Below are 22643 nucleotides of genomic sequence, written 5' to 3'. Positions count from 1 at the left end.
TGGATTACACCAGCTTCTTGAATTGGGCGACGACATTGTCGACCGTAAAGCCGTATTCCTTGATCACGCGGTCTCCCGGCGCGGAAGCGCCGAATGTGGAGATGCCGATAATCGCGCCGTTGTCGCCGACATAACGCTCCCATCCGAACGGATGAGCCATCTCGATCGCCAGACGCGCTTTGATCGCCTTAGGCAGGACGCTTTCCTTGTAGCTCGCGTCTTGCTTCTCGAACAGATCGAAGCTCGGCAGGCTGACTACGCGCACATGAATGCCTTGTTCCGCCAGCGTTTGCTGCGAAGCAACCGCCAGTTGCACCTCGGAGCCCGTTGCGATCAGTATGCCTTGAGGCTGGCCGTTAGCCGCTTCGGATACCACGTATCCGCCCTTCGCGATGTCCTCGCGAGCGGAGGACGTGCCTGCGAGGATCGGCAGGTTTTGGCGCGTCAGGACCAGCGCAACCGGATTGTCTTTATTCTCCAGCGCATAGGCCCATGCAGCGGAAGTTTCATTGCCGTCAGCCGGACGGATGACCGTCAGGTTCGGGATAATGCGGATCGAAGCAAGCTGCTCGATCGGCTCATGCGTCGGGCCGTCTTCGCCGACCGCGATGCTGTCGTGCGTAAGCACGTATACGACCGGAAGACCCATCAACGCAGCCAGACGAACAGCCGGACGCAGGTAATCGGTGAAGACGAAGAACGTACCTCCGAATACCTTCAGACCGCCATGCAGCATAATTCCGTTCATGGCTGCGGCCATCGCGAATTCACGGATGCCGAAGTAGATGTTGCGGCCTTCGTAGTTGCCCGGTTTATAGATCGATAGACCCTTCAGATGCGTCATCGTAGAGCTTTCGAGGTCAGCCGAACCGCCTACGAGGAACGGAACGTTGCCCGCCAAGCCATTCAGGGCGTTGCCCGATGCCACACGCGTGGAAAGCGGTTTGTCCTCCGTCGTGTAGGACGGCAGATCCGCATCCCAGCCTTCAGGCAATTTGCCGGCCAAGGCATTCTCGAATTGAGCGGCAAGCTCGGGATGAGCGGCTTTGTATTTCGCGAACAGCGCTTGCCAAGCCTCGTAGGCTTGCTCTCCCGATTTCTTGATGTCTGCGAAGTGCGCGCGCACTTCTTCCGGAACGTGGAACTCTTCGTGCGGCCATTCATAGAACGCCTTGGTCAGCTTCGCTTCATCCGCTCCGAGAGGGGAACCGTGCGGGCCTGCATGGCCGCCCTTGCCGCCTTTGTTCGGAGAGCCGTAGCCGATCACCGTTTTGACCTCGATCAGTGTCGGCTTGCCGCCTTCCGCTTGACCGGCTTCAATCGCTTTAGCCAACGCGTCGAGGTCGTTGCCGTCCTCTACGCGAAGATATTGCCAGCCGTAAGCTTCGAAGCGCTGTCCGACATTCTCGGAGAAGGACAGGCTTAGCTCGCCGTCGAGGGAGATATCGTTGGAATCGTAAAGAAGGATCAGCTTGCCGAGCTTCATGTGGCCAGCCATCGAAGCGGCTTCCGAAGCAACGCCCTCGGACAGGTCGCCGTCTCCGCAGATCGCGTAAGTAAAGTGGTTAATGACATTGAAGCCGTCACGGTTGTAAGTCGCGGACAATTGCGCTTCCGCCATCGCCATGCCGACTGCCATAGCGATCCCTTGTCCGAGCGGTCCTGTCGTCGCATCTACGCCGGCAGTATGGCCGAACTCCGGATGGCCCGGAGTCAGAGAGCCCCATTGACGGAAGTTTTTCAGCTCCTCGATCGGCAGATCGTAACCGCTCAGGTGGAGCAAGGAATATAACAGCATCGAGCCGTGTCCTGCGGACAGCACGAAACGGTCGCGGTCGATCCACGACGGCTGCGACGGATTATGCTTCATGGATTTGGCAAACAGTTGGTAGCCCATTGGAGCAGCGCCCATCGGCATGCCCGGGTGGCCCGATTTCGCTTTCTCGATGGCATCGATGGAAAGCGTTCGGATAGCCGTTACGGATAATTGATCGATTGTTTTCGTGCTGACAGTCATGAATCAAAACCCTCCTCAATTCTAATCACGTACGTTTCCGGTGGTTTCACCGCAAATCGTACAGCTATTACTCATTTTTTTCATTGTAACATGCTCTTTGATCGATTGCTATAACATGTCCGTACAAGTTGCACACTGCGCACAGCCGGTATTTCCTCATACAAACGCAACGGTTTTATTTTGGAAGACGAGCAGTCTGTCCTCGACATGCCATTTCACTGCGCGAGCCAGCACGATCCGTTCGATGTGGCGTCCGATGCGCTTCAGCTCCGTTACATTGTCGCGATGGCTGACACGCTGGATGTCCTGCTCGATAATCGGACCCCCGTCCAGCTCCTCGGTAACGTAGTGGGCCGTCGCTCCGATCAGCTTAACCCCGCGATTGTAGGCTTGCTGGTAAGGCTTGCCCCCGACAAACGCCGGCAGGAACGAATGATGAATGTTAATAATCCGGTTGTGAAACTGCTCGATGAACTTCGGAGATACGATCTGCATATAGCGTGCGAGCACGATCAGATCCACCTTGCCCGCAATCAATTCCCGCTGCTTCTGCTCGGCTTCCGCTTTCGTCTCGGCCGTGACAGGCACATGATGATAAGGAATTCCGAACGATTCGACCAGCCCCCGCATATCGTCGTGGTTGCTGATGACCATGCTGATCTCCGCATCAAGGTCGCCCGCTTGCCATTGCCAGAGCAGCTCCAGCAGACAGTGGTCCTCCTTCGACACGAACACCGCGATTCTTTTGCGCCGGGACGCGCGGTATATGCTCCATCTCATGGAGAATCGATCCGCGACGCGGGTAAAATCCTCCTGCAAGGCGGGGAGGCGTTGCTCCAGCTCCTGCAGGTCGAATTCGATACGCATGAAAAACATGCCGCCTTCAGGGTCCATCGTATATTGATCGGATTGCACGATATTCGCGCCCTGCTCGTACAGAAACTGCGACACAGCGGCGACGATTCCCGCTTTGTCCGGGCAGGAGATCAGCATGCGCGCCCGAACGTGCTTGTCCTCGATGCGTTTGCTCTCCTGCGGCTGATAGCTCTGGCTCATCTTCCTTCTTCTTCCTTTCTATATCGACAATGCTCTCAAGCATGCATGATTCATTATTGGTTGGACAACCACTGTTCTCCGGCCAGATAGGCGAGCAGGCGATGGTTGATCGCTTCTTCGCTGTATTCCTCCGGCAGCACGCGGTGCTCCATCAGCATATCGTACAGGCGCTCCATCGGCTCGCGGGGGTCCGCTTTCCTCGCCTTGGCGTCCGCCTTCAGAACCTCCCAGGTGTTCAGAACATACAGTCGGGAATCGATGCCCACCTTGTCGTAAAAATGATGCAGCCGCTCGACGTCCACCATGAATTCGCCGCCGAAGCGCTCCTCCGCGTCTCCTCTGAGCATGGCGATCTCCGCTTCGTACATCGGACGCTCGTTCTTGCCGATCCAAGGCGTCTCAAGGATAAACGGCTTGTCCTTCAACAGCTCATGGCCGACAACGCCCGCAATGCCGTCATACCCGATCCAGCCGGAGCCGATCGGAGCGTGACGGTCCTTGCCTGCGCCAACCGGATTTTTGCTGTCGTTCACGTGTACGACGGCAATTCTGTTCAAGCCGACGATCTCGTCGAATTTGCGCAGGACGCCGTCGATGTCTCCGACAATATCGTAGCCCGCATCGTGAATGTGACATGTATCCATGCATACCGTCAGACGTTCGTTCAGACGCACCTTTTCGATAATCTGCGCCAGCTCCTCGAACGTACGGCCGATTTCCGTGCCCTTGCCCGCCATCGTCTCCAGCGCAATGTTCACATTCGTTTCCCTTGTGCCCTCCAGCACCTCGTTAAGCCCTTCGGCGATCCGGGCGATTCCGTATTCCGCATCCTTATCCGTATACGCGCCGGGGTGGAGCACGATGTTCCTGACGCCGATGCTGTGCGTCCGGCGAATTTCCTCTTGCAGGAAATCGACCGCCAGCTTGAACGTGTCTTCCTTATAAGAACCGAGATTGACGATATAAGGCGCATGGACGACGATCTCGCCGATCTCGCCCGCCGCCATCGCTTCTTTGCCTTCTGGAATATAGAGATCCTCAATCGGCTTTCTCCGCGTATTCTGCGGCGCTCCCGTATAGATCATAAACGTGCTTGCCCCGTAAGAGATCGCTTCCTTAGTAGCTGTCAACAGCCCCTTGTCCGAAAAAGAAACATGAGATCCGATTTTTAACATGCGACGGCTCCTCTCGCCTATCATTCCGCCCTCCGCAGCGTTCCGGGGGCTTGTTCGCGCAATTATTTCCCTATTGTATCGCGAACGTCGAAATAAATCTAGAAATGAGCTATAATTTCAAGATGAGGTGATTGTCATGGGTGAGACGCCCGAATGGTTCATTTATTTCATCGGCTTCTGGACGGTCGTCCTCGTTCTGTTCATGAGCGTCGGCGGTTTTTTCATGTTCCGCAAATTTCTGAAGGTATTGCCCCAACGGGATGGTAAATCCAAGCTCGATTGGCAAAACTATTGGGTGGAACGCAGCCGCGATCTCTGGACCGAGGAATCCAAGGAAATGCTGCAAACGCTCGTTTCGCCGGTACCAGGCCCCTTCCGGGACATCGCCAGCCACTCTATTGCCGCCAAAATCGGACAGCTCGCAGTGGAAAGCGGCGCTTCTGAGGTCACTAAGGATCATTGCATCGAAGGATACATACGCGCGACTCCGGCTCGCGACCATCGCAGCCTGATCAGCTTTCTGGAGAAGAAGCAGATCGATTATTCCGCGTACCGCCATCTGCTTAAGTGAACCTTCTGTAAAGTTCATTTGAGCGAAAAACGAAACCTTTGCCGCTTGCGTTCGTTTAACCTCTTTAGGAGGTGCTAGTCACATATGAAAAAACGGAATAAAACAGCCCTGACCCTTGGCGCAGCTTTGCTTACGGTGGTATTGATGAGTACGGCCTGCAGCAATCAACAGACTACAGGCTCGTCTCCTTCCCCCACTTCCTCCGCTTCGGCCAGCAGCGCGCCGGAGACGACTACTCCAAGTCCTTCCGCTTCGGCGGAAACGATCTCGGGTACGGGGAAATACGTAGGCATGCAAGACAACCATTCGATTGAGATCACAACGGCTGAAGGACCGACGGCCTTTCAGATCAGCCCGGAGGTTGCCGAGAAAATCGGAGAATGGGAAGAGAATACGTCCGTCAAATTTCAATATACGGTAGAAAAGCTGGAAACGGACAACGGATCGGTCGAGCAGAAAACGATCATTTCGATAGAGAAGGAATAACCGTATGCGAAGGGGGAGCGCATCATGCGCTTGTTGCTGTGCGGAGGTACGGGGTTCATCGGCAAAGCTCTGACTCACGCGTTGTTGTCGCGCGGGGATGAAGTGTGGATCGTAACGAGAAATAAGCCTTCCGCCACAGCCTACGACAGCACTCTCCCTCACCCTCGATTCGTAACCTGGGCCGAGTGGGCGGCGGATCCGGATCGTTTGTCCGGCTTCGACGGCATCGTCAATCTGACCGGTGAATCTATTAACCAGCGTTGGACCGGGAAGGCGAAGCAACGAATACAGAATTCTCGCATCGAGGCGGCCGACCGGATAGCCGAGCATGTGAAGCGAATGCGATATCCGCCGGCTGTCGTCGTGAACGCCTCCGGGATCTCCCTGTACGGTCACTCGGGGGAGCAGATATTTGACGAGTCTTCCCCGGTGCAGCCGGCGGACTTTCTCGGAGCCACCGTCGTGCTGTGGGAGGAGGCGGCTGACCGGATTCCTGCGGGACGGTTAGTCAAGCTTCGCATCGGATTGGTATGTGCCCGCGAAGGCGGCGCCTTTCCTCTTATTCGTCTTCCGTACAGATTGTTCGGGGGAGGAAGAATCGGCGACGGCAAACAGGGACTTCCCTGGATTCACCTTCAAGATATGGTTTCGCTCATTTTGTTCTGTCTGGATTGCCCTGAAATCAGCGGCCCTGTCAATGCGGTAGCGCCTAAACCCGTCACGAACGATGAATTTGGCAGAGTGCTGGGCAAAGTTGCGAGAAGACCTCACTGGTTCCCGGTCCCGGGCTCTCTGTTGAGACTGGTGCTTGGCGAGATGAGTACGCTTGTCCTGACTGGACAGAAAGCGATGCCTCGCAAGCTTCTCGACCACGGCTTTAAATTCGCTTTTCCCAAGCTGGAAGAAGCCCTGCGGGACATTACCCGTTAGGGCTTTATTACATATAGAATAAGTCACACTCGACGGTTGAAACTTGAACAAATACTTAAGAATAATCCACGATCTAAGCAGGGGGAATAGCTGGATGTTTTACGATCTGCAAGGTGAAGACAATATGTCGCCAATTGTCGGAATGCTATATTCCGCAGTGAAAGAAAATAACCAACGATTGCAGTCCATCACAGCAGGAATGTCGCAAGAAGAAGTAGACTACAAAGGCCCCAATAACAGCTTAAATAGTACTGCCCAGCTGATAAAGCATCTCATGTATGTCGATCTGAATTGGGTCTATCGATTAAAGAGACAACCGCTGCCTCTTTCTTTGAAAGAACAATATGGCCCCATGATAGATGCAAACAATAGGCTTCCGATGATCAAGGACAAGTCACTGAACTCCCTGTTATCCGACTATGAGGGTGTGATGCAAATGTTGAAAGAAACCTGCACCCAATTAAACGATGCCGATTTAGATAGGGTCGTTACTTTCGGCCATGAGAACGAGAAGCAAGCAACCATTCGCTGGGGACTATGGCATATAGCGGACCATAGCCGCTATCATCAGGCGAATATTAATCTACTAAGAAAATGGTACGGTGAAAATTCGCTTGCAAAGTAAAAGGGATGACCGTTCAATGTCGAAGACGTTTTTAAGCTCCCGAATGCGATAAGAGTGCTTATCACGAATCTTCACAAGGGCTTCATCTCTCCATCTGTTCGAAGCAATACTGGGAATCGGCGAGCGACAAGCAATCTCCTGTTTGTAACGCATACAGCTCATAGGGGGCCATAGGCTGATCGTTCAGCTTGGTTCCATTCCTGGACCCTAAATCCTTGATCTTCCACTGCTCCGATATTCTAATGAGTTCAACGTGCGCGCGGGAAATGCCGACCGTATCGTCTACGTGCTGTGCGACCTCAGCCGACCGACCGATAACAAGCGAGTCTCCCTGCAAAGCGATACGGCTTTCCCTTCCATTTGATTTCCAAATGAGGCAATACGGCTGCGATAAGGATGAGCTGCGCTGAGCCAACAAAGCGGTAGGATTGTCCTCCGCAGCCATCCATATCGTCTCCGCAGGTCCCGAATCTCGCTCAACCCCCTCCGACCTCCGGTCTGGCAATTTAGCCGCAGACACTAGTCCAGGGGGCGACCACCGCTCAAATTCCGAATCGTCCTCATGGGCTGAAGAAGATCTAAACGATTGTTCAATTTCCCGGTCGCTCGGATCGTCTTCCGACCTTTCTCTTTTTCCCAGCCATCCCGGCGGACCGTTCCAGAGCAGCATTACCGCAGCTCCCAAAACCAGCGTTAAGCACAGGCATAACAATAAGCTTTGTTGGCCTGGTCGGCTCAAGTAGACGAATTTCCAGCCTATCGCTGCCGCGAACAGGGCGATGCAGGCTATGATAATACGCCAACGCCCCCGATCCATCCCCGCCTTCTCGCTTTGCAGGCGCGTGGCTTCCGTACCAGCAAGCAAGCGATCGATACGTTCGTTCGCCTCATTCGCATCCCCCCATAATTCGGACACCGATTGCGGGGCGCTCGATACGGGCTGAAGCAGCTCCCATGAGCGCGAAGGCTTATCGGGCTTGGATACGCTGTTTGCCATTGCCTGATCAATTGGACGCGGGAATTCCGGCGGCGCTGCGGCTTGAAGCTTCACTCCTCCAATAGCTTCAGATAAGTATCGTCTGGCATATCGGCTAAGAGCCGAAGGCGCAAAGCCAGGGCTGGAGACAATCCGCAGAATCTGCTGCAAGACCTGTCCTTCCGGCTCTTTTACGCGCATCATCCATCTCACGATTAGCCGTTCAAGGTCGTCCGAGCGATAGAGCGTCGGCATATCAATGGGCACATAGGTCAGCTTTAGCTCCTGCCCGTTCTCTCCCATAAAAATAAACTCGTCCTGCAATCTGATTCGATCGGCATCAAGCAGATACAAGCGACATTCCTCAAGCGTCTCGGCAAGTCTGCATAAGGCTCCCATCATTTGGCTCATCGACCAATGCGACGCTCGCATGACCTCGGACAGCATACGCGTTCCGGCCAATCCATAGCGCAAGATGAGCTTTCCGTCGCATTCTTCAAGCTCTACTGGGAGTAGGCCGGGAACATCGCAGCGCTTGAGCATGCGATACTGCGTCTCGTTGACCTCTCCTCTTGTGAGCGGAGGATTGCGCTCCAGGATCATATAATGGCCTCTACGTTGCTCGAACCTCACGATTAAAGAATCCATTCCAATCTACCCTTTCCCCAATAATGTAACAAACCCGGGAGCCACCGCCAGCATAAAAGGAAACTTTACGTTTCTCCCTCCGCTGACCGGATGCTGGCCCCATGGCCATCGCATTTTACGACCCAGGACCCGCACACCCGGAAGACGAAGCGCCAGTAGCGAGCAGGCTATCCCTCCACCGAATAGGATCGATAAGAGCAGTAAACTGAAGGTCGGCGATGGTCCCGCCCAAGCTCCAAAAGCCGCAAACCACTTGACATCGCCTCCTCCGATGCCCCCTAATCTGTGCATGATATACAAGGGAATCAAGCCGCACAGCATTCCGCCCACAGCCCATCCCAATCCTTGAATTCCGTGAAAGAGGCCTTGATACAGCATTCCTGCGCCGATGAACGAAATCGTTAATCTATTGGGAATCTGCATGCGGCGGAAATCCGTCCAGCACGCGGCAATAAGCAAAGCCCCCGTCATTAGCCATTCCCACACCGTCAAGCTAATCCCCCCCACCCGCTCTATGACTCTATCTTCCCCGCTACCTCGAACGACTGCTGCCACACTGCACCTGCATCGTTCGTAACCTTCCAATTCCATTGTCCCGGCGTCGTTCTGCCCGACACATGCCAAGTCCAGGCCACCAATCCAGCTTCATCGGCGACCGCGCTCCCCAAATGCTTGGCTTGACTTGCGCCGCTCTTATAGAGAATCGAAAGATCGACGATTGCTCCCGGTTTTGTGCGAATGACAAGCGTTGCTTTGCGTCCCGGCTTGACCGGGTTCGGCTCCAGGGAAACAAATTCGACATCGAAAGCCTCCGTCTCTTCTTCCTCCTGCGTCTGGCGAGACGCAGACGGACTGCCGCCAATCCATGCCCGTTCTCTGGCGGATTCGCGAATGACGAGCTGGCGTCCGAGAAAAGGAATCCGCATCGGCAACGGATACTCCGCCTCGATCGTCAGAAAAGCCTTGCCCCGATTCTCAACGTCCGGCAGCTCCACGGCGGTCAAAGTAATCCGCTCCTTGTCCAGCACCCGCTTATCCATGAACTGATTGATCAGTTGGCCGAAGGCAAGCTTCGCGACATTGTCCTCCAGCGAGAACGACGCGTCCGAAGCCTGCTCCGCCCAATCGTTCATCGGCGACGGCAGCCATTCGCCGTACTGACTCAATGTATCCGCAACGCTTAGCCATTTGCCGTTCCATTGCTCTATTTGACGGTTAAGCTCGGATCCTCTGGCCTTATCGGTTGCAAGGGCAACCGGGTACCAGACGGACGCCGCCTGTCTCGCTGTTTGCGACAGAGCGCCGTGCAAGGCCATGGAAATGATAGAGGTCTGAACGAGAAATATAAGAAAAATAATGACAAGCATAAACATCGGCATAATAAGTGCGGTTTCCAGCGTAATGCCGCCTGAAGCGCCCGAGTGAACAGCTAGTCTTGGCTTAAAGATAGGAATAATCCGCGGCATACGTCGTTTCATAGCGGTTCCCCTTTACCGTTCCTCCCATATCTCCGATCCGGTTCAACGTCTTCAACAGTCCGGGGAAAAACCACAGCCTGACCGAAGCTGTAGCCTCGCCGCTTGAATAGGTATAAGCGCTGCGGAAATCCAGCCCGGAGGCGTGCTCCATCACCGCAATCATTCTTGCCGTATGGCTGCCGGAACCTGCCTGAGCAAGTAAAAACAGTCGGAGATAATCCGTATAGTACGTATCCACCTTCCAATACTTCGAAAGCTGGATTTTGCCCTCGTTGAGCAGGCTTGCCATGTCCAGCATCGCTTTGGTTATTCCATACACAAGCGCAGCCGCCAATACAAGCAATGGATGTCCCATCGTCCGACATTCGATCAATCCTTCCATCGTCCGCACCGCCAGCCGAAAAGCAAAAATCTCTCCGTATGCCGCCGCAATGTTAGAGGCGGGCTCCGTTAGTCCGTACAAAATATACTCCGCTTCCTGGTTGTGAATATCCAACGATACTTGTCCTCCGCCCAGAAGCTCCTTCGCTGAAGCCGGGCCGAAGTGCGACAATCGCCCCATCGTATACTCGGAGAAGAAGAGCTGATCTCTGGCGCCGATCAACGAGTCTTCCAGCCATCCCATTAAACCGTTCGATGTACTCATCGCTTCGTCTCTTCCATCCGAAGGGTCATCGCGCCTCCCTTGGCGAGGGCGGTCCTCTTCCGTCCGATTCCATTCGCGATTAATCGAATACAAAGATTGCGTGCGCTGAAACCCTTCCTTATCCTTGGCCGTTCCGGGTGCAGCGGTAAACGATCCAAGAAAAGCAGACGCTCCCGACCACTCCTTCTCAGCCTGCCGTTCCGTCTGCTTTCGTTCCTCATCGTAGGAACGTCTAGACTCCAAAATCTTCATGCGCGCCTGAATGACTTTTCCTCCGGCCCCATACTCAGCGGTGAAGGAGGAAACTGCCTGCTTGGCCCCCTCCTCCCCGCTTCGTAAAGCTGGTCCCATACCCGTGGAGCCGGGAGCCGCGCCGATAATCGAAGCGTAAGCTGAAGCCTGCTCGGCTGTCGCTCGTCCCTGTGCATGCTGCCGATTAATCTCGGAATCGTATTCCGTAAAATAAGCCAGGGGCAGAACGAGGTCCTCAGCAGACTTCCTTAAGTTCTCCAACGTTTTCCGCTGCTCTGCGTCGTCGGGAGAACCCGGTGCCTCGTTGCCGGGAGCAGAAGAGACTTTTGAGCGCTCGATCAGCGCCATCATTTCCTCATTGGCTTGCTTAGCTTGGGAAGACGCTTCTTTCGCCTGAATCGCGAATTCGTCGGATTCTGAGCGGGCTTTAACAGAGGCCATATTCAAAGCCGCCGCTGCGGAAACCGCACTTGATTCGTACGCCGCAACCTCGGCCTCAAACCGGGGACCTTCCGGACGATCCTTGTTGATCTCTTCCGCGTCCTCGCCATTGTCTATCCGTTTGGAGCGCTCTTCTTCCCATCTTCTGAGAGTTTCTCTCCTCGATTCGTTCTCCAGCCTTTTCGCAACGTAATCGTCGTAAGCGCCGACTACGCCGCTCCCTGAGCCGATAGCCGAAGCTACAAGCTTCCCAACCTGCTCCCCGTGCTTCTTCTGCTTCTCGAAAGCAATGTCCAGTGCTTTTTCCCGCCGATCATACGCTTTGCGCAGCGTCTCCAATAAATCCACCGTTCGGGTTGCCTCTTTCATCGTGCCGGACATGCCGCGGAATCTCGCCGCTACCTCTAGAGCAAGGTCTATCGGCGCCTTGTACTTCATCTCCTCCAGAATCTGCCTGCGGAATAGATCATGAGTTGCAAGAGGACGGCTCTCCGTTACGTCCGTGTGTTCCCACCGGGTATCCAGATACGTAAAGGTGCCACGATTACCGGTTGCCGTATTCCCCTCCAACGTAGTCCTGAACACTTCGTTTGCCGGTTCGCCCCCTCTTATAAACAAACCATACCGCGCATAAATGAGCGGATCGTATGACGAAAGCGTCGATCTGACACCGGATTTAACCGCCAGCTCGGCTTGCTTGCGGAACGCCGCGATGCGCGAGAAATCAATCAGCAGAGCTGTCAGCAGAAAAATGCTCGCCATCGCTACGATAAAATAAATCGAAACCGTCCCCGTTTCTCCCCGTATCCCGGAATCACCCGACCGGGAACCCAGTTCCCCTTTATGACCGATCTTCCTTATCTTCACCACAGCCCTCCCATCCAGACGGCGTTAGCCTACAATTTACGCTTGCTATCACCTCGCCCGCACGGGAACGATAGTTCTCCTTCCCCTCAGGGGCCTCTCGCATCTTCGCCGCATAATAGCGAATCAAATCAAACGTACGGAGAAACTCTGCCGGCTCTACGACCAAAGCAGATATCTCGGAGCTCGCCTGCTCCCCGCCTCGGAAGCGGGCAAGCGGCTCCGCCGCCCATAGGCTGGCCAGCTTCGCTTCAACCGTTCTCTTCACGCCGATATTCCGATAGCTTAACAGTCCTTCACCCAGACGGTGAGCTGCAGCGGTCTCATAAGCATAGCGGCTAAGCTTGGCTTGGGCTGAATTTCCCTCTCCGCTGGGCATACCGGGGTAAACCTCGACATGAAGCTCTTCTGTACCTGTTGCCAGTCCGAACAAGCCTCCAACTAGATAATCGTCCGTCAATCGCCAGTACAGGCCCTCGTACTGTCCTGGAGGATACTCGCCCGTGTTCACGTTCTTGGCTGAGTTGGACCAGCCGAATGCGGCTCTCTCCGTCATCATGGACGTACTATAGTAGAGCAATGAGCTTTGCGAGATATAGAGCGCAAAGAAGAGCAGCAAAAAGGTCAGCATTAACACCCAGGGCATCACCATCGAAGCTTCGAGGGTATAGGAACCAGAGACATCCATACGATGCCTCCGAGCTCTCTTCTTGACGATCGTCCGGGCATATTCAATCAAAGACTTCATCGGACTTAGTCTCAACCTTATCCATTAGGCTTTTGAGAAATCCGATGATCTCTTCCCTGAATACCAGAACAAGCGCGATCAGCACCGCCACGATCAGCACGAGCTCCAGCGTTCCGATGCCTTCCTCGTCATCCCTCAAAGCCATAATGGAGTTAGAAGCATAGCGATACCAAAAGATGAACATTCTAATCATCCTTTCTTCTATGGGTAGCGTTGTTGATCTTGTTACATCATAATAATCGCAGGCGATCCGACTAGAACCATAATGATCAAGAATACGCCTGTAAGCGGAAATGCGAGTCTGGAAGAAGCTTGCTCTCCTAACGTTCTCGCCATCGACTTTCTTTTCTCCCACATTTGCCTGGTCAGCTCCCGTAGCGCCGGCACGAAGGCGTCTCCCCCCCTTCGGGCATTAATCAGAAGGGTTGTTGCAAACAGCTTAACCTCGGGGACCGCGCATCTCCGTCCCATTTCTTCCAATGCGACAACAAGGCTCTCTCCCCGCTTCAGTCTTTCCAGCGCGGCCCGCAGCTCCACATACAGCGGATGGAGGGATGCCTTGTTGCGCTCGGCGACTCTGTCCAGCGCCCTCATCACATTCTCGCCTGCATTAACCATCAGCAGAAGCTTGCTTAGCAACTCAGGTAATTCCATGACAATGCTCTGCCGTCGTTTGCCTACTTGCTTCAGCAGCTCCTTTGCCCTTAACAGAGGGAGCGCAAGCGCTAGTATCGTTCCTAGAATAAGAAGGGCAGATGATTCGGACGTCAAAGCTAATACTCCCATAATCGTTAATGCCGTGTAGCCGATGCCAAGGCTTTCCGCAGCCCAATGAACCAATCGTTCATGCGAGCAATATCCGCCGTTTAACAAGGATAACGACATTCGCGGTTTATCCAGCCAAGGACTTATTCGCTCCCACATATGTTGAGATTGAAGAAGTACGGCGAATGGATCGATGTGGAGCCGGAATCGTCCCTTCCTGCGGCTCTTTAGCGCCGATAGAAGAAGCCCTGCATACAAGGCCGCTAATCCGCCGATTATCAACCCTCCTGCCGCTGCGTTCATAGCTTGATCTCCATAATTTTGATCATCCACCAACTGCACAGCATGAGCAGGAGCAAACAAATAGTCATAACGACAAGCCCCATCCCATACCGCATCGGCTGCATATAATCCGCCGCCATCATGCCAAGAATTCCGACAAACGCGAACGGCATAGCCATCATTAGCCGCGACTCGAATTTCTTCTGGGCAATCAACACCGATACTTCAAGCTCGACCTCCATTTTCTCGGAGATCAACTGCGAAGTCCGTCTTACCACCTCGACCAGATCCCCCCCGGCTCTCTTGCAAATCGTGATCGCCTCCGCGAAGTTTCGCGCCTCTTCCAGATCGGCGCGAGCGGCAAAGTCCTGAAGCCCAGCCTCCAGCTGCTCGCCATTATTTAGTCGGTTTACGATGATCCTCAACTCTTTGATCAGATCGGATTGAGCCTCTCCGATCAGCAGCACGAGATCCTTCTCCAAAGAAATAAAGGCGTTCTCCACCGATCTTCCTGCGGTAAGCAAGGAGGTCAGCGCCTGCAGCGCATCCTTAAACTGCAATCGCAGCTTGTCCCTTCGTTTCTTGCACAGATAGCGGGCATAGTAACGCGGATACAATAGCCCCAGTGGAGCCGCAATGCAAGCAATGATGAAATTGCGGTATATAAGCCAGAACACGGTGAAGCCTATCAAGCCTCCAAGGCAGATTGCTCCGAATCTCTCCATCGTGCCAAGTCGATAGATAGAGTAATCCGTCATTCCGTTTCCTCCTTGAGCAAGCCCGCATGCCGAAGCTTTCGCTTGTTCTGCAAGGCGCCCGAGCGCCGAAGGCTTCCCGACAGGCGGCCATCGCGCTCTCCGTCCTCCTCAAAGCGAAACAAGGAAACCAATTGCACTTCTCCTTCCTTCATTCCGGCTACCTCGCAGATTTCCGCGACTCGCCGGGAGCCGTCGCGAAAGCGGCTCAGATGGATAATGACATCCAATGCGGAAGCCATCTGCTGCCGGACGACGGACACGGGAAGATCGGCTCCGCTGAGCACCATTGTCTCCAGCCTGGATATCATATCCCTGGCGCCATTCGCATGCCCGGTTGAGAGAGAGCCTTCATGTCCTGTATTCATCGCTTGCAGCATATCCAGAGCTTCCGCTCCTCTGACCTCGCCGACGATAATTCGGTTCGGCCTCATTCGCAGGGAGGCCCGAATCAATTCGCGGATGCCCAACTGCCCCTTACCCTCGCTGTTTGCATTGCGCGTCTCCAGAGATACCAGATTGTGAACCCCCCGAATCTGCAGTTCGGCCGCATCCTCAATCGTAATGACGCGTTCATACGCAGGAATCCATTGGGACAGCGCATTGAGGAAAGTAGTCTTGCCGGAGCCTGTTCCCCCGCTGATGAATAGATTGTATTTGGCCGTAACCAGCTCCCGTAAAAAGTCCGCTGCTTCCTGCGACATGGCTCCCATAGCGATAAGATCGTGGATTCCAAGCGGATTTCTCGGAAAGCGGCGAATCGTCACTGTAGGTCCTTTAAGCGCAATTGGCGGAAGCACTACGTGTACCCTTGATCCGTCTGGCAAGCGGGCGTCGACGATTGGAGAAGCTTCGTTTACAATCCGATTCACGCGACCCACAATGCTTTGAATCAAATCCTCCAATCTTTCATTGCTTTCGAAGCCCAGATTCACCGCCCTGAGCTCTCCCCTTTTTTCTATAAAAATCTCATGATGGGAGTTAATCATAATTTCCGTAATATCCTGATCCTCCAGCAATGGCTGGAGCGCGTCCAACCCCCGAAAGGAATGATAGAGACGCAGAATCGCGGCCTTGCGTTCACCTGCCGTCATTCGACGCGCCCGCTCGCTTCGGAACACCTCATCCTCGATCAGCCGATGCAGCTCATCGTCCGATATAGAATCGTCCCAGGAGAAGCGAGCTCGGATCGCATTCCTGAATTCAGCCAGCTCCTCTTGTGTAAGATCGCATGTCGCCACCCCCTTCCTCCTTTCTTGACCGCAGGCTTGCGGAACCGTCTTCTGAACGGATGAAGTCAAGTAGTTCTGCTATTGCCCCGGAGAAGACGGGCGAAGCGAGCAACCTCCCCGGTTGGTCAACGGTTTTCCACTGCGCAATATAAGGCAATACGAAGGCTGGAGAGGTGCCCGGCAATGCCCAGCGATTGACGAGCCTTCCTCCATTCCCCTTGTTCATGACGAACTTGAGCTTGTAGGCTTTCTCCTTCAAAGCCTCTTTCCAATAGCGTAGGAGCTTCTCGGCTTTCAACAGATTCTGGGCATCGTCGATCGTCAGCCAAATCAGCTTATCGCTTGTATCCAACAGGCCTCGATGCCATGCGCTCGCTCCGGAGTCCGGATCGATCACGATCAGATCGTACCGGCGGCTATCCCTCAGCTTTCCGATCAACTCAGCCGTAAGCTCCGGCGTCATCGCCAGCCGTTCTCCAGGATGCTCAGGAGCATCGATGTAATCGGTTCGCAATTGGGACTGGTGACGACACAATTCCGCCGCCAGCACCTCCCATTGCTCGGGCCGTGTCTGCAAAGCATACAGCAGTCTGGATAACCCGTCCGGCTCCCCCTTGCCAAACAGAAGGGAAGTGGCGTTCAGCTCCTCCAGATTTAAGTAAAAGACTCGAAGTCCCCGATCCGTCGCTTGACGAACAAGATTTAATCCGACTGTCGTTTTCCCTACTCCGCCCGATGCGGAGAATACGGTCCAGACTTGGCATCCTTCGGAGGAGCCGGGCCCCTCCATTCCCATTGCTTTTCTTATGGCGTACAGTAGCGCCGGGAGCGATTGGTATTGCATGATTTCCATCCAATGCTCATTCTCTTTCTCTTGCCCCGGGTCTTCCACCAACGCGATAAGCTTCCCGATCTTTCCCGAATTCGCGTCTATGCGCTCCAGCCATTCCCGCTCCCCGATTAAAGCATCCACCGTTCCGTCTCCCTGCAATTCTCTGCGCAAGGCCCCTTCATGGGTAAAGGCGGCTATCTCCCAGCCTGCTTCCTCTTCCCGCAAATATTCCGCCAGCTTGGCGGTGTACTCGCGCTGGGATACAGCCAGAATCACTCTCTTGATCAACTTATCGCCTCCTGATCGGAAAACAAAAAAACCGCAAACTCCAACGTATTAACGTTGAAATTTGCGGTGCTTCCGCTTCGTTTTATGAATGTACAGCTACGATACCATGGATTTCCATTCCCGTCAACGGGTCATTTCCTTCAAAAAACCCAACAGCAGACGACAGCGTTTTCATCGGAAGCCATCGCCTGCGACGGTTCACATCATGCCTCTTAATCTTTGTCCACCAAGCCGCGCTGCAAATATTGCTCCAGCGTATTCGTAATTTCGAAGGTCGTCTGACCCAGATCGTAATTCTCGAAAGCATGCTCGCAAACGCTGCGATAGGCCATCTCCTCATCGTAATGGCTCAGATGCTTGGCTATGACTTCGTTCGCTAATCCCAGATTGAACTGACGCTCTTCCGCCGTCCGCCGGTCTACGTACAGGAATAAACGAACGACCTTCTCTCCATATATCTTCTTCAATATGCTTGCGCCTTCGCGATTCAATATGACATATGCGCAATCGTGCTGGCTTAGCTTGCTTTCAACGTCCAGGCTCCGGATCCCGTAGTGTTGCCCGTCAATCTCTACGCTTTCCAGAAACTCTCCCTGCCGTTCCATTGTCCTGTAGGTTTCATGAGAAATAAAGCAGTAATCCTGCCCATTCACTTCTCCGGGTCTGGGCGGGCGCGTTACGAAAGATACGATCTTCTCCATACCGAAGGTTTGACCTACCGCTTCCGCCACCGATTTTCGTCCAGAACCGTCCGGTCCGGTAAAGATGAAAATTTGACTCGCAGCCCTCTTCTCGTACAATCGCACAAGCATCCTCTCCTTCTTCAGGAAAAATGAATGACTCCATGGAGTATACAGAATTATCGGATAATTACTTAATTATAGAAGAGGTACCTTCAGAACGTCAATTCAAACAATTATTCCACGACTTGCCATCATTAAGAAGTCCTTATTTTGCTTTCGTAAGACAAGCCTCATGCTATACTTCCTAATGTCAGCCAGAAGATCACAGGAGGAATATTATGCAGCTTAGAAAAGCGCTTCAAAATGTCGTCATCGGATCGACTTGCTTCATCCTCGTTGCCGTTGGCTTCGGCGCAGTCGGACAAGCTCCTGCATATGCAGCAAGCTCCCAGGCATCCATCTCTGCAAGCTCCGCATCCGCTCAAAAGGCAAGCGCGATTATCTCCCAAGCCAAGCGACTCATCGGCAAGGTCAAATACAAATTTGGAGTGAATAACCCCAGCAAGCTATGGTTTGATTGCTCCTCCTTTACGAAGTACGTATTCGCGAAGCAAGGCGTCAGCCTGAAGTGGGGCACGAAAGCGCAAAGCAAACAGGGAACTTATGTCTCCAAGAGCAATCTGCGGGCAGGGGATCTCATCTTTTTCAGCGTGTCCACACCCGGCAGAATCAATCATGTCGGCATCTACATAGGCAACGGAAAATTCATCCACAACACGATCGGCAGCTCGGTGAACGGCGTCATTACAAGCAATTTGAGCAGCTACTCCAAACGCTACATCACGGCGCGCAGAGTTCTTTAGATCGGGACAGGCCCCGTTTCGTTGCTTCGCGAACAGCGCATCCGATTTCCCTGTCGCCTTCGCAAAAAAGCCGCAAAGTCGGACGGCTGCGTCCAGCTTTGCGGCGGTGCGAAAGCAATGCGTTATTGTGTATCCTCGCAGCTTTCATTGCTGTTATCGTTTAGGTTCGCAACAGGTTACGGAGATGCGGTAGCTGAAGCTTCCGGCGGGGCACTTTCCTTCTCCGCTGCTTTCTCCGCTTCTTTTTTCGCTTTAAGCAATTCCTCCTGGCCTTTCTCTTGAATCGTTTTCAGAGCTTCCTCCAAGGTTTTCTTGTCCTGCAGCACAGCATCGACCTCAGGCTTGATAATCCCTGTCAGAGAACCAAAGAAATTCAACGGGGCCTTCCTATATTCATTGTTCGTGTTCGATTTCGGTTCGAGCTTATAGAACGGCTCCATGCTTCTGCCATCCTTGTCCACGTTGTGCTCCGTCCGGCTGATGAGATTGCCGTTGCTGGATTTGGACTTCAGCTTGGCGAATCCGTCGCTGTTGATGTACTTGACAAACTCCCATGCCGCCCGCTGATTGGCCGAATTCGCATTAACTGCGAAAATGCTCCCCAAGCTGAAATAGCTGCTCTGATTCCGATTGTTCGGGTCGACCGGCGCCGTTACGATTCCCCAATTGACCGGAGTCACGCTTTTCATTTGCTCCTTCGCTTGAAGAATCGTGTTGACCTCGTAGCTGTACTTGAAGGACATCGCCGATCTTCCCATGACGAACAGGTTCTGCTTGTAATAATCCTCAACCGACGTATAGTTGTTGATGTTCTGATCCTCAGGCGTCGGAACGTACAGGGCTCCCGATTTTGCCGCATCGATTGCCGATTGGAATACCTTCTTCCAGGAATCCGTGTTAATGTTGAACTCGGTAGCGTCTGCGTTAAGGAAACGTAAATCCTGCCCGTCGCCGATCGTCTGAATCAAGTTATCAACTGTCATGTAATTATCCATCGACAAGCCATAGATCCGTTTATCCTTGTCCCCATCCGTAGGGAATCGCTTGGCCAACTCAAATATTTCGTCCCAGCTCATGGAATCCCGCGGCAGTTCAACGCCATGCTTGTTAAACAGATCAACGTTGTAAAAGAGAGCGGAGCTCGAAAAATCGGGAGATAGGCCGTATAGCTTCCCGCCTCCTTGCTCCCTCAGCAGCTTAAGAATCGCGGGATGAATGCCCGTTATGTCGAATTCGTCCTGTTTAATGACGGAATCCAGCGCAAACAGCTTCCCGTTCTGAGAATATCTTTCGTATTCCGAGCCTTGCACGAGCAGGACGTCAGGCTGATTTTCTTCAATAAACTTGTCGAACTTCTTATCCAGCGTTTCCGTCGAATCCGAGCTATAGATAGATTGCATATTCACGACTTCTATTTCTATATTCGGAAACTGGGTGGCAAACATATTCCCATACTCCTGGAAGAAATAGTTGCTATCCCAAAACATCACTTTAATTTTCGCTTCATCGTCTTTTCCCATCGGATCAAGCTGATTTTCCTTGTCTCCTCCGCCGCCGCTGCCGCCGCAACCGCTAAGTAAAGTCATTAGCAGTCCTAAACAAACGATGACTCCCCATCTCTTTTTCAAACCGCTTGCCCCCCATTACGTATTAAGATACATCCACTATATACTAGGTTGGAGACCCATTTCTTAATAATTTCATAAATTTCCCCAATTTTCTTTGTTGTGTGCAAAAATGGAATACAAAAAAGCCTGCCATCGCGGCAGGCTTTTTCTATGCGAAATAGTCTTATCAAGGCGCGGGTTTGCTGAGCAGAGAATTCGACTTCTTATGCTGAACCAGCTCGGACACGGTAACCATTCGGTAGCCGCGCCTTTTCAGCTCCGGCAATATCGTCTTCAGTGCCTGCACCGTCTGCTTGGAGCCCAATACGTGGTCATGAAACAGAATAATGTCTCCGTTCCTCACGTTTTTCAGAACCTTGTTCACGATTTTCTGTGTTCCCGGCGAACTCCAATCCTTCGTATCCTGATGCCACGACCAGAGCACCATCTTATAGCCTTGCTCGCGAGCGATCTGAATGACATTGTCGTTGAAAAATCCTCCCGGCGGCCGAAACCACGGACAACGCTTTCCCGTAAGGCTAAAGATTTTTTTCTCTGTCCGCCCCAGCTCCTCAATCAGTCTCTCTCTGCTGAAGCGATGGTTCAAGTACAGATGGCTGTATGTATGATTGGCCACTTCGTGCCCTTCCAAAGCCTCTCGACGAACGACGTCGGGAAATTTCTCCATGCGCCTGCCTACGACAAAAAAGGTGGATTTCGCTTCGTACTCGCGCAGCAAATCCAGAATTTCCGGAGTCGTTACCGGGTTTGGCCCATCATCAAACGTCAGAGCGACCAGCTTGTCCTTCATGGGCACTTCCCAGACGACCTCATCCCGTTCCTCGTAATAAGCGCGGGATTTCTTGGCCGGATGCGCCTGAGCCTGAAATCCGCATATCGTGAAGGTTACGGCCACGCTTAGTGCAATCATCGGCAGACCCTTTATCCTCGGCATCTTGCTCCCCCATCCCTGTGCATAAAGCTCAGCATAGTATGGAGAATTTGACCCGGAATTATGAGTGCTTCCTGTCCTTTAATGAATACTTCTTTTCTCGATATTGCCGCCGAGAACATCCGCCACGTTCTGAATCGAGATGAAAGCTCTTGGGTCGATCTCATGAACAATGGCCTTAAGCTTGGCTACCTCCAGCCTAGTCACGACACAATAGATCATCTGAGTGTCTTCCTTCGTATAGCCGCCTTTCGCATAGAGCAACGTCGTATTCCTGCCCAATCTCGCCATAATGGCCTCCGAGATTTCTTCGAAGTCGCCGGATATGATCGTGATCGATTTCGATTCATCCAGGCCCTCCACGACGATGTCCATCACCTTTGCCGCGATATAGAAGGCAAAGATCGAGTACATGGCGGAATCTGCCCCGAATACAAACCCGGCGATGACAAAGATGAAGATGTTAAAGAACATAATAATCTGCCCTACCGGCAGTCTCATCTTCTTGGAGAGCAGAATCGCTACGATCTCGGAGCCGTCCAGCGCGCCCCCGAAACGAATAACCAAGCCTACCCCAATACCGAGCAGCAACCCTCCGTAAAGAACAGCGAGAATCTTTTCATTGGTAAAAGGCTCAACGTGGTGAAGCATCGCCGTCGTCACAGACATGACGGCCACGCCGTACAGCGTGGAGATCGCAAAGGTTTTGCCGATTTGCTTGTATCCGATCAGCAGAAACGGCAGGTTGATGACGAAGATGAAGGCGCCTAGAGGAATCGGAGTGACCTTGGAGAGCACAATCGAGATACCGGTAATTCCGCCGTCAATAATCTCGTTGGGAACCAGAAATACTTCAAGGGCTACCCCCATCAATATGGCTCCGACCGTAATAAAGACGAACTTCAACAAATAATCCGTGAATGTTGCTTTTCTGTGATGCTTGTTTCTTGGCATGATGGAAACCCCTTCTGACGGAACGGCGACCGGTTCCAGATTCAAAGCATGCGCTGTCTAGATGCACGCTGGATAACCATGCGCGCTCCTGAGACACAACACTTACCATGTTATTATAGCTTACCCGTCAAATGTGAACAAAGCATGTATTCGTCTTTTTTTACCGCTCAGTAATTCGGACAATAAAAAAGACACTCTTGTGTAAGAGTGTCTCCTTTTGTCCAGCCTGGCAACGTCCTACTCTCCCAGGACCCTGCGGTCCAAGTACCATTGGCGCTGGAGGGCTTAACGGTCGTGTTCGGGATGGGTACGCGTGGAACCCCTCCGCCGTCATCACCAGACCGGATTCTGAGCGATCAAATCGTCTCAGAACGTAAGTCTACAGGCAGCAATGCTATGCATTGCGTTGTAGGCTTACGTCACATTCAAGGCTCTTGCGCCCTGAAAACTGGAAGCGAACCCGTGCGACGAAGTCGTCACGGCCCGTATACTTGCAGACAGCAATGCTGTGCATTGC

General features: G+C 53.1%; 22 protein-coding genes and 1 rRNA gene. 5 read left to right on the top strand and 18 right to left on the bottom strand.

Translation table 11 applies throughout. The features are described 5' to 3' along the window. Positions 1-4: 4 nt before the first annotated feature. From tkt to ACFO1S_RS15590, 3 genes are all read right to left on the bottom strand, one after another. Positions 5-2017 carry a transketolase gene (gene tkt / locus ACFO1S_RS15600; RefSeq protein ID WP_204605644.1) on the bottom strand — a complete coding sequence of 671 codons (2013 nt, stop codon included), beginning with the start codon at positions 2015-2017 and terminating at the stop codon, positions 5-7. A 156-nt stretch (positions 2018-2173) separates the two neighbouring features. Next, positions 2174-3073, bottom strand: coding sequence for a formyltetrahydrofolate deformylase (gene purU / locus ACFO1S_RS15595; RefSeq protein ID WP_204605645.1), 900 nt, complete (start codon positions 3071-3073; stop codon positions 2174-2176). Between the two features lie 53 nt (positions 3074-3126). After that, complete coding sequence (locus tag ACFO1S_RS15590) at positions 3127-4248, bottom strand: deoxyribonuclease IV (RefSeq protein WP_204605646.1); 1122 nt, start codon at positions 4246-4248, stop codon at positions 3127-3129. A gap of 136 nt (positions 4249-4384) precedes the next feature. Here ACFO1S_RS15590 and ACFO1S_RS15585 point away from each other — a divergent pair, with 136 nt between their 5' ends. The 4 genes from ACFO1S_RS15585 (at position 4385) to ACFO1S_RS15570 (ending at position 6860) form a co-directional block, all read left to right on the top strand. Continuing rightward, positions 4385-4819 carry a DUF2621 family protein gene (locus tag ACFO1S_RS15585; protein WP_204605647.1) on the top strand — a complete coding sequence of 145 codons (435 nt, stop codon included), beginning with the start codon at positions 4385-4387 and terminating at the stop codon, positions 4817-4819. 84 nt (positions 4820-4903) lie between these two features. Beyond that, positions 4904-5305 (top strand): hypothetical protein, encoded by a 402-nt coding sequence (locus ACFO1S_RS15580; RefSeq protein ID WP_204605648.1) that lies wholly within the window; start codon positions 4904-4906, stop codon positions 5303-5305. A 24-nt stretch (positions 5306-5329) separates the two neighbouring features. Then, positions 5330-6235, top strand: coding sequence for a TIGR01777 family oxidoreductase (locus ACFO1S_RS15575; RefSeq protein ID WP_204605649.1), 906 nt, complete (start codon positions 5330-5332; stop codon positions 6233-6235). Positions 6236-6329: 94 nt separating this feature from the next. Beyond that, positions 6330-6860, top strand: a complete 531-nt coding sequence (locus ACFO1S_RS15570; protein WP_204605650.1) for a DinB family protein — start codon at positions 6330-6332, stop codon at positions 6858-6860. 82 nt (positions 6861-6942) lie between these two features. On the opposite strand, the gene ACFO1S_RS15565 is transcribed toward ACFO1S_RS15570, so the two are convergent. The 11 genes from ACFO1S_RS15565 to ACFO1S_RS15515 all read right to left on the bottom strand — a co-directional run bounded on the left by ACFO1S_RS15565 (position 6943) and on the right by ACFO1S_RS15515 (position 17873). Then, positions 6943-8484, bottom strand: a complete 1542-nt coding sequence (locus ACFO1S_RS15565) for a DUF6382 domain-containing protein (RefSeq protein WP_378127097.1) — start codon at positions 8482-8484, stop codon at positions 6943-6945. Positions 8485-8490: 6 nt separating this feature from the next. Then, a complete protein-coding gene (locus ACFO1S_RS15560; protein ID WP_378127194.1) occupies positions 8491-8970 on the bottom strand; it encodes an A24 family peptidase in 480 nt (159 codons plus the stop codon). 26 nt (positions 8971-8996) lie between these two features. Beyond that, positions 8997-9962, bottom strand: coding sequence for a TadE family protein (locus ACFO1S_RS15555; RefSeq protein WP_204605653.1), 966 nt, complete (start codon positions 9960-9962; stop codon positions 8997-8999). Continuing rightward, a complete protein-coding gene (locus ACFO1S_RS15550; protein ID WP_204605654.1) occupies positions 9925-12168 on the bottom strand; it encodes a hypothetical protein in 2244 nt (747 codons plus the stop codon). Before ACFO1S_RS15550 ends, ACFO1S_RS15555 begins: the two co-directional genes overlap by 38 nt. Continuing rightward, the gene (locus ACFO1S_RS15545) at positions 12143-12853 is read right to left on the bottom strand and encodes a hypothetical protein (protein WP_378127095.1); all 711 of its coding nucleotides are present in this window, start codon (positions 12851-12853) and stop codon (positions 12143-12145) included. Before ACFO1S_RS15545 ends, ACFO1S_RS15550 begins: the two co-directional genes overlap by 26 nt. Before the next feature lie 43 nt (positions 12854-12896). Continuing rightward, positions 12897-13097: a Flp1 family type IVb pilin gene (locus ACFO1S_RS15540; RefSeq protein WP_378127094.1), complete on the bottom strand. Its 201-nt coding sequence runs from the start codon at positions 13095-13097 to the stop codon at positions 12897-12899. 41 nt (positions 13098-13138) lie between these two features. Further along, positions 13139-13981 carry a type II secretion system F family protein gene (locus ACFO1S_RS15535; RefSeq protein ID WP_204605656.1) on the bottom strand — a complete coding sequence of 281 codons (843 nt, stop codon included), beginning with the start codon at positions 13979-13981 and terminating at the stop codon, positions 13139-13141. Next, positions 13978-14718 (bottom strand): type II secretion system F family protein, encoded by a 741-nt coding sequence (locus ACFO1S_RS15530; RefSeq protein WP_204605657.1) that lies wholly within the window; start codon positions 14716-14718, stop codon positions 13978-13980. Before ACFO1S_RS15530 ends, ACFO1S_RS15535 begins: the two co-directional genes overlap by 4 nt. Next, on the bottom strand, positions 14715-15956 hold the full coding sequence (locus tag ACFO1S_RS15525) for a CpaF family protein (protein WP_378127091.1): 1242 nt from the start codon (positions 15954-15956) through the stop codon (positions 14715-14717). Before ACFO1S_RS15525 ends, ACFO1S_RS15530 begins: the two co-directional genes overlap by 4 nt. Beyond that, complete coding sequence (locus tag ACFO1S_RS15520) at positions 15919-17067, bottom strand: P-loop NTPase family protein (RefSeq protein WP_204605658.1); 1149 nt, start codon at positions 17065-17067, stop codon at positions 15919-15921. Before ACFO1S_RS15520 ends, ACFO1S_RS15525 begins: the two co-directional genes overlap by 38 nt. Before the next feature lie 212 nt (positions 17068-17279). After that, complete coding sequence (locus ACFO1S_RS15515) at positions 17280-17873, bottom strand: guanylate kinase (RefSeq protein WP_378127089.1); 594 nt, start codon at positions 17871-17873, stop codon at positions 17280-17282. Positions 17874-18088: 215 nt separating this feature from the next. Between ACFO1S_RS15515 and ACFO1S_RS15510 the strand changes: the two genes are divergently transcribed. After that, a complete protein-coding gene (locus ACFO1S_RS15510; protein ID WP_204605660.1) occupies positions 18089-18613 on the top strand; it encodes a C40 family peptidase in 525 nt (174 codons plus the stop codon). A gap of 176 nt (positions 18614-18789) precedes the next feature. Here the strand turns inward: ACFO1S_RS15510 and ACFO1S_RS15505 are convergent, their stop codons facing one another. From ACFO1S_RS15505 to rrf, 4 genes are all read right to left on the bottom strand, one after another. Next, the gene (locus tag ACFO1S_RS15505; protein ID WP_204605661.1) at positions 18790-20241 is read right to left on the bottom strand and encodes an extracellular solute-binding protein; all 1452 of its coding nucleotides are present in this window, start codon (positions 20239-20241) and stop codon (positions 18790-18792) included. A gap of 166 nt (positions 20242-20407) precedes the next feature. Then, the gene (locus tag ACFO1S_RS15500) at positions 20408-21175 is read right to left on the bottom strand and encodes a polysaccharide deacetylase family protein (protein WP_204605662.1); all 768 of its coding nucleotides are present in this window, start codon (positions 21173-21175) and stop codon (positions 20408-20410) included. A 78-nt stretch (positions 21176-21253) separates the two neighbouring features. Then, positions 21254-22126, bottom strand: coding sequence for a YitT family protein (locus tag ACFO1S_RS15495; RefSeq protein ID WP_204605663.1), 873 nt, complete (start codon positions 22124-22126; stop codon positions 21254-21256). 224 nt (positions 22127-22350) lie between these two features. Then, positions 22351-22467 (bottom strand): 5S ribosomal RNA (rrf, locus tag ACFO1S_RS15490). Between the last annotated feature and the right edge of the window lie 176 nt (positions 22468-22643).

Origin of the sequence: Cohnella boryungensis (genome assembly GCF_042651945.1) — a bacterium.
Lineage (GTDB): Bacteria > Bacillota > Bacilli > Paenibacillales > Paenibacillaceae > Cohnella > Cohnella boryungensis.
This window is presented reverse-complemented; position numbering and strand designations above follow the sequence as displayed.

What these genes read in the sequence shown, in the direction of transcription:
- ACFO1S_RS15580 (WP_204605648.1), top strand. Translation starts at nt 4,904, where the DNA reads ATGAAAAAACGGAATAAAACAGCCCTGACCCTTGGCGCAGCTTTGCTT.
- ACFO1S_RS15495 (WP_204605663.1), bottom strand. Translation starts at nt 22,126, where the DNA reads ATGCCAAGAAACAAGCATCACAGAAAAGCAACATTCACGGATTATTTG.
- tkt (WP_204605644.1), bottom strand. Translation starts at nt 2,017, where the DNA reads ATGACTGTCAGCACGAAAACAATCGATCAATTATCCGTAACGGCTATC.
- ACFO1S_RS15545 (WP_378127095.1), bottom strand. Translation starts at nt 12,853, where the DNA reads ATGGATGTCTCTGGTTCCTATACCCTCGAAGCTTCGATGGTGATGCCC.
- ACFO1S_RS15570 (WP_204605650.1), top strand. Translation starts at nt 6,330, where the DNA reads ATGTTTTACGATCTGCAAGGTGAAGACAATATGTCGCCAATTGTCGGA.
- ACFO1S_RS15555 (WP_204605653.1), bottom strand. Translation starts at nt 9,962, where the DNA reads ATGAAACGACGTATGCCGCGGATTATTCCTATCTTTAAGCCAAGACTA.
- ACFO1S_RS15585 (WP_204605647.1), top strand. Translation starts at nt 4,385, where the DNA reads ATGGGTGAGACGCCCGAATGGTTCATTTATTTCATCGGCTTCTGGACG.
- ACFO1S_RS15575 (WP_204605649.1), top strand. Translation starts at nt 5,330, where the DNA reads ATGCGCTTGTTGCTGTGCGGAGGTACGGGGTTCATCGGCAAAGCTCTG.
- ACFO1S_RS15535 (WP_204605656.1), bottom strand. Translation starts at nt 13,981, where the DNA reads ATGAACGCAGCGGCAGGAGGGTTGATAATCGGCGGATTAGCGGCCTTG.
- ACFO1S_RS15565 (WP_378127097.1), bottom strand. Translation starts at nt 8,484, where the DNA reads ATGGATTCTTTAATCGTGAGGTTCGAGCAACGTAGAGGCCATTATATG.
- ACFO1S_RS15510 (WP_204605660.1), top strand. Translation starts at nt 18,089, where the DNA reads ATGCAGCTTAGAAAAGCGCTTCAAAATGTCGTCATCGGATCGACTTGC.
- ACFO1S_RS15530 (WP_204605657.1), bottom strand. Translation starts at nt 14,718, where the DNA reads ATGACGGATTACTCTATCTATCGACTTGGCACGATGGAGAGATTCGGA.
- ACFO1S_RS15500 (WP_204605662.1), bottom strand. Translation starts at nt 21,175, where the DNA reads ATGCCGAGGATAAAGGGTCTGCCGATGATTGCACTAAGCGTGGCCGTA.
- ACFO1S_RS15590 (WP_204605646.1), bottom strand. Translation starts at nt 4,248, where the DNA reads ATGTTAAAAATCGGATCTCATGTTTCTTTTTCGGACAAGGGGCTGTTG.
- ACFO1S_RS15540 (WP_378127094.1), bottom strand. Translation starts at nt 13,097, where the DNA reads ATGTTCATCTTTTGGTATCGCTATGCTTCTAACTCCATTATGGCTTTG.
- purU (WP_204605645.1), bottom strand. Translation starts at nt 3,073, where the DNA reads ATGAGCCAGAGCTATCAGCCGCAGGAGAGCAAACGCATCGAGGACAAG.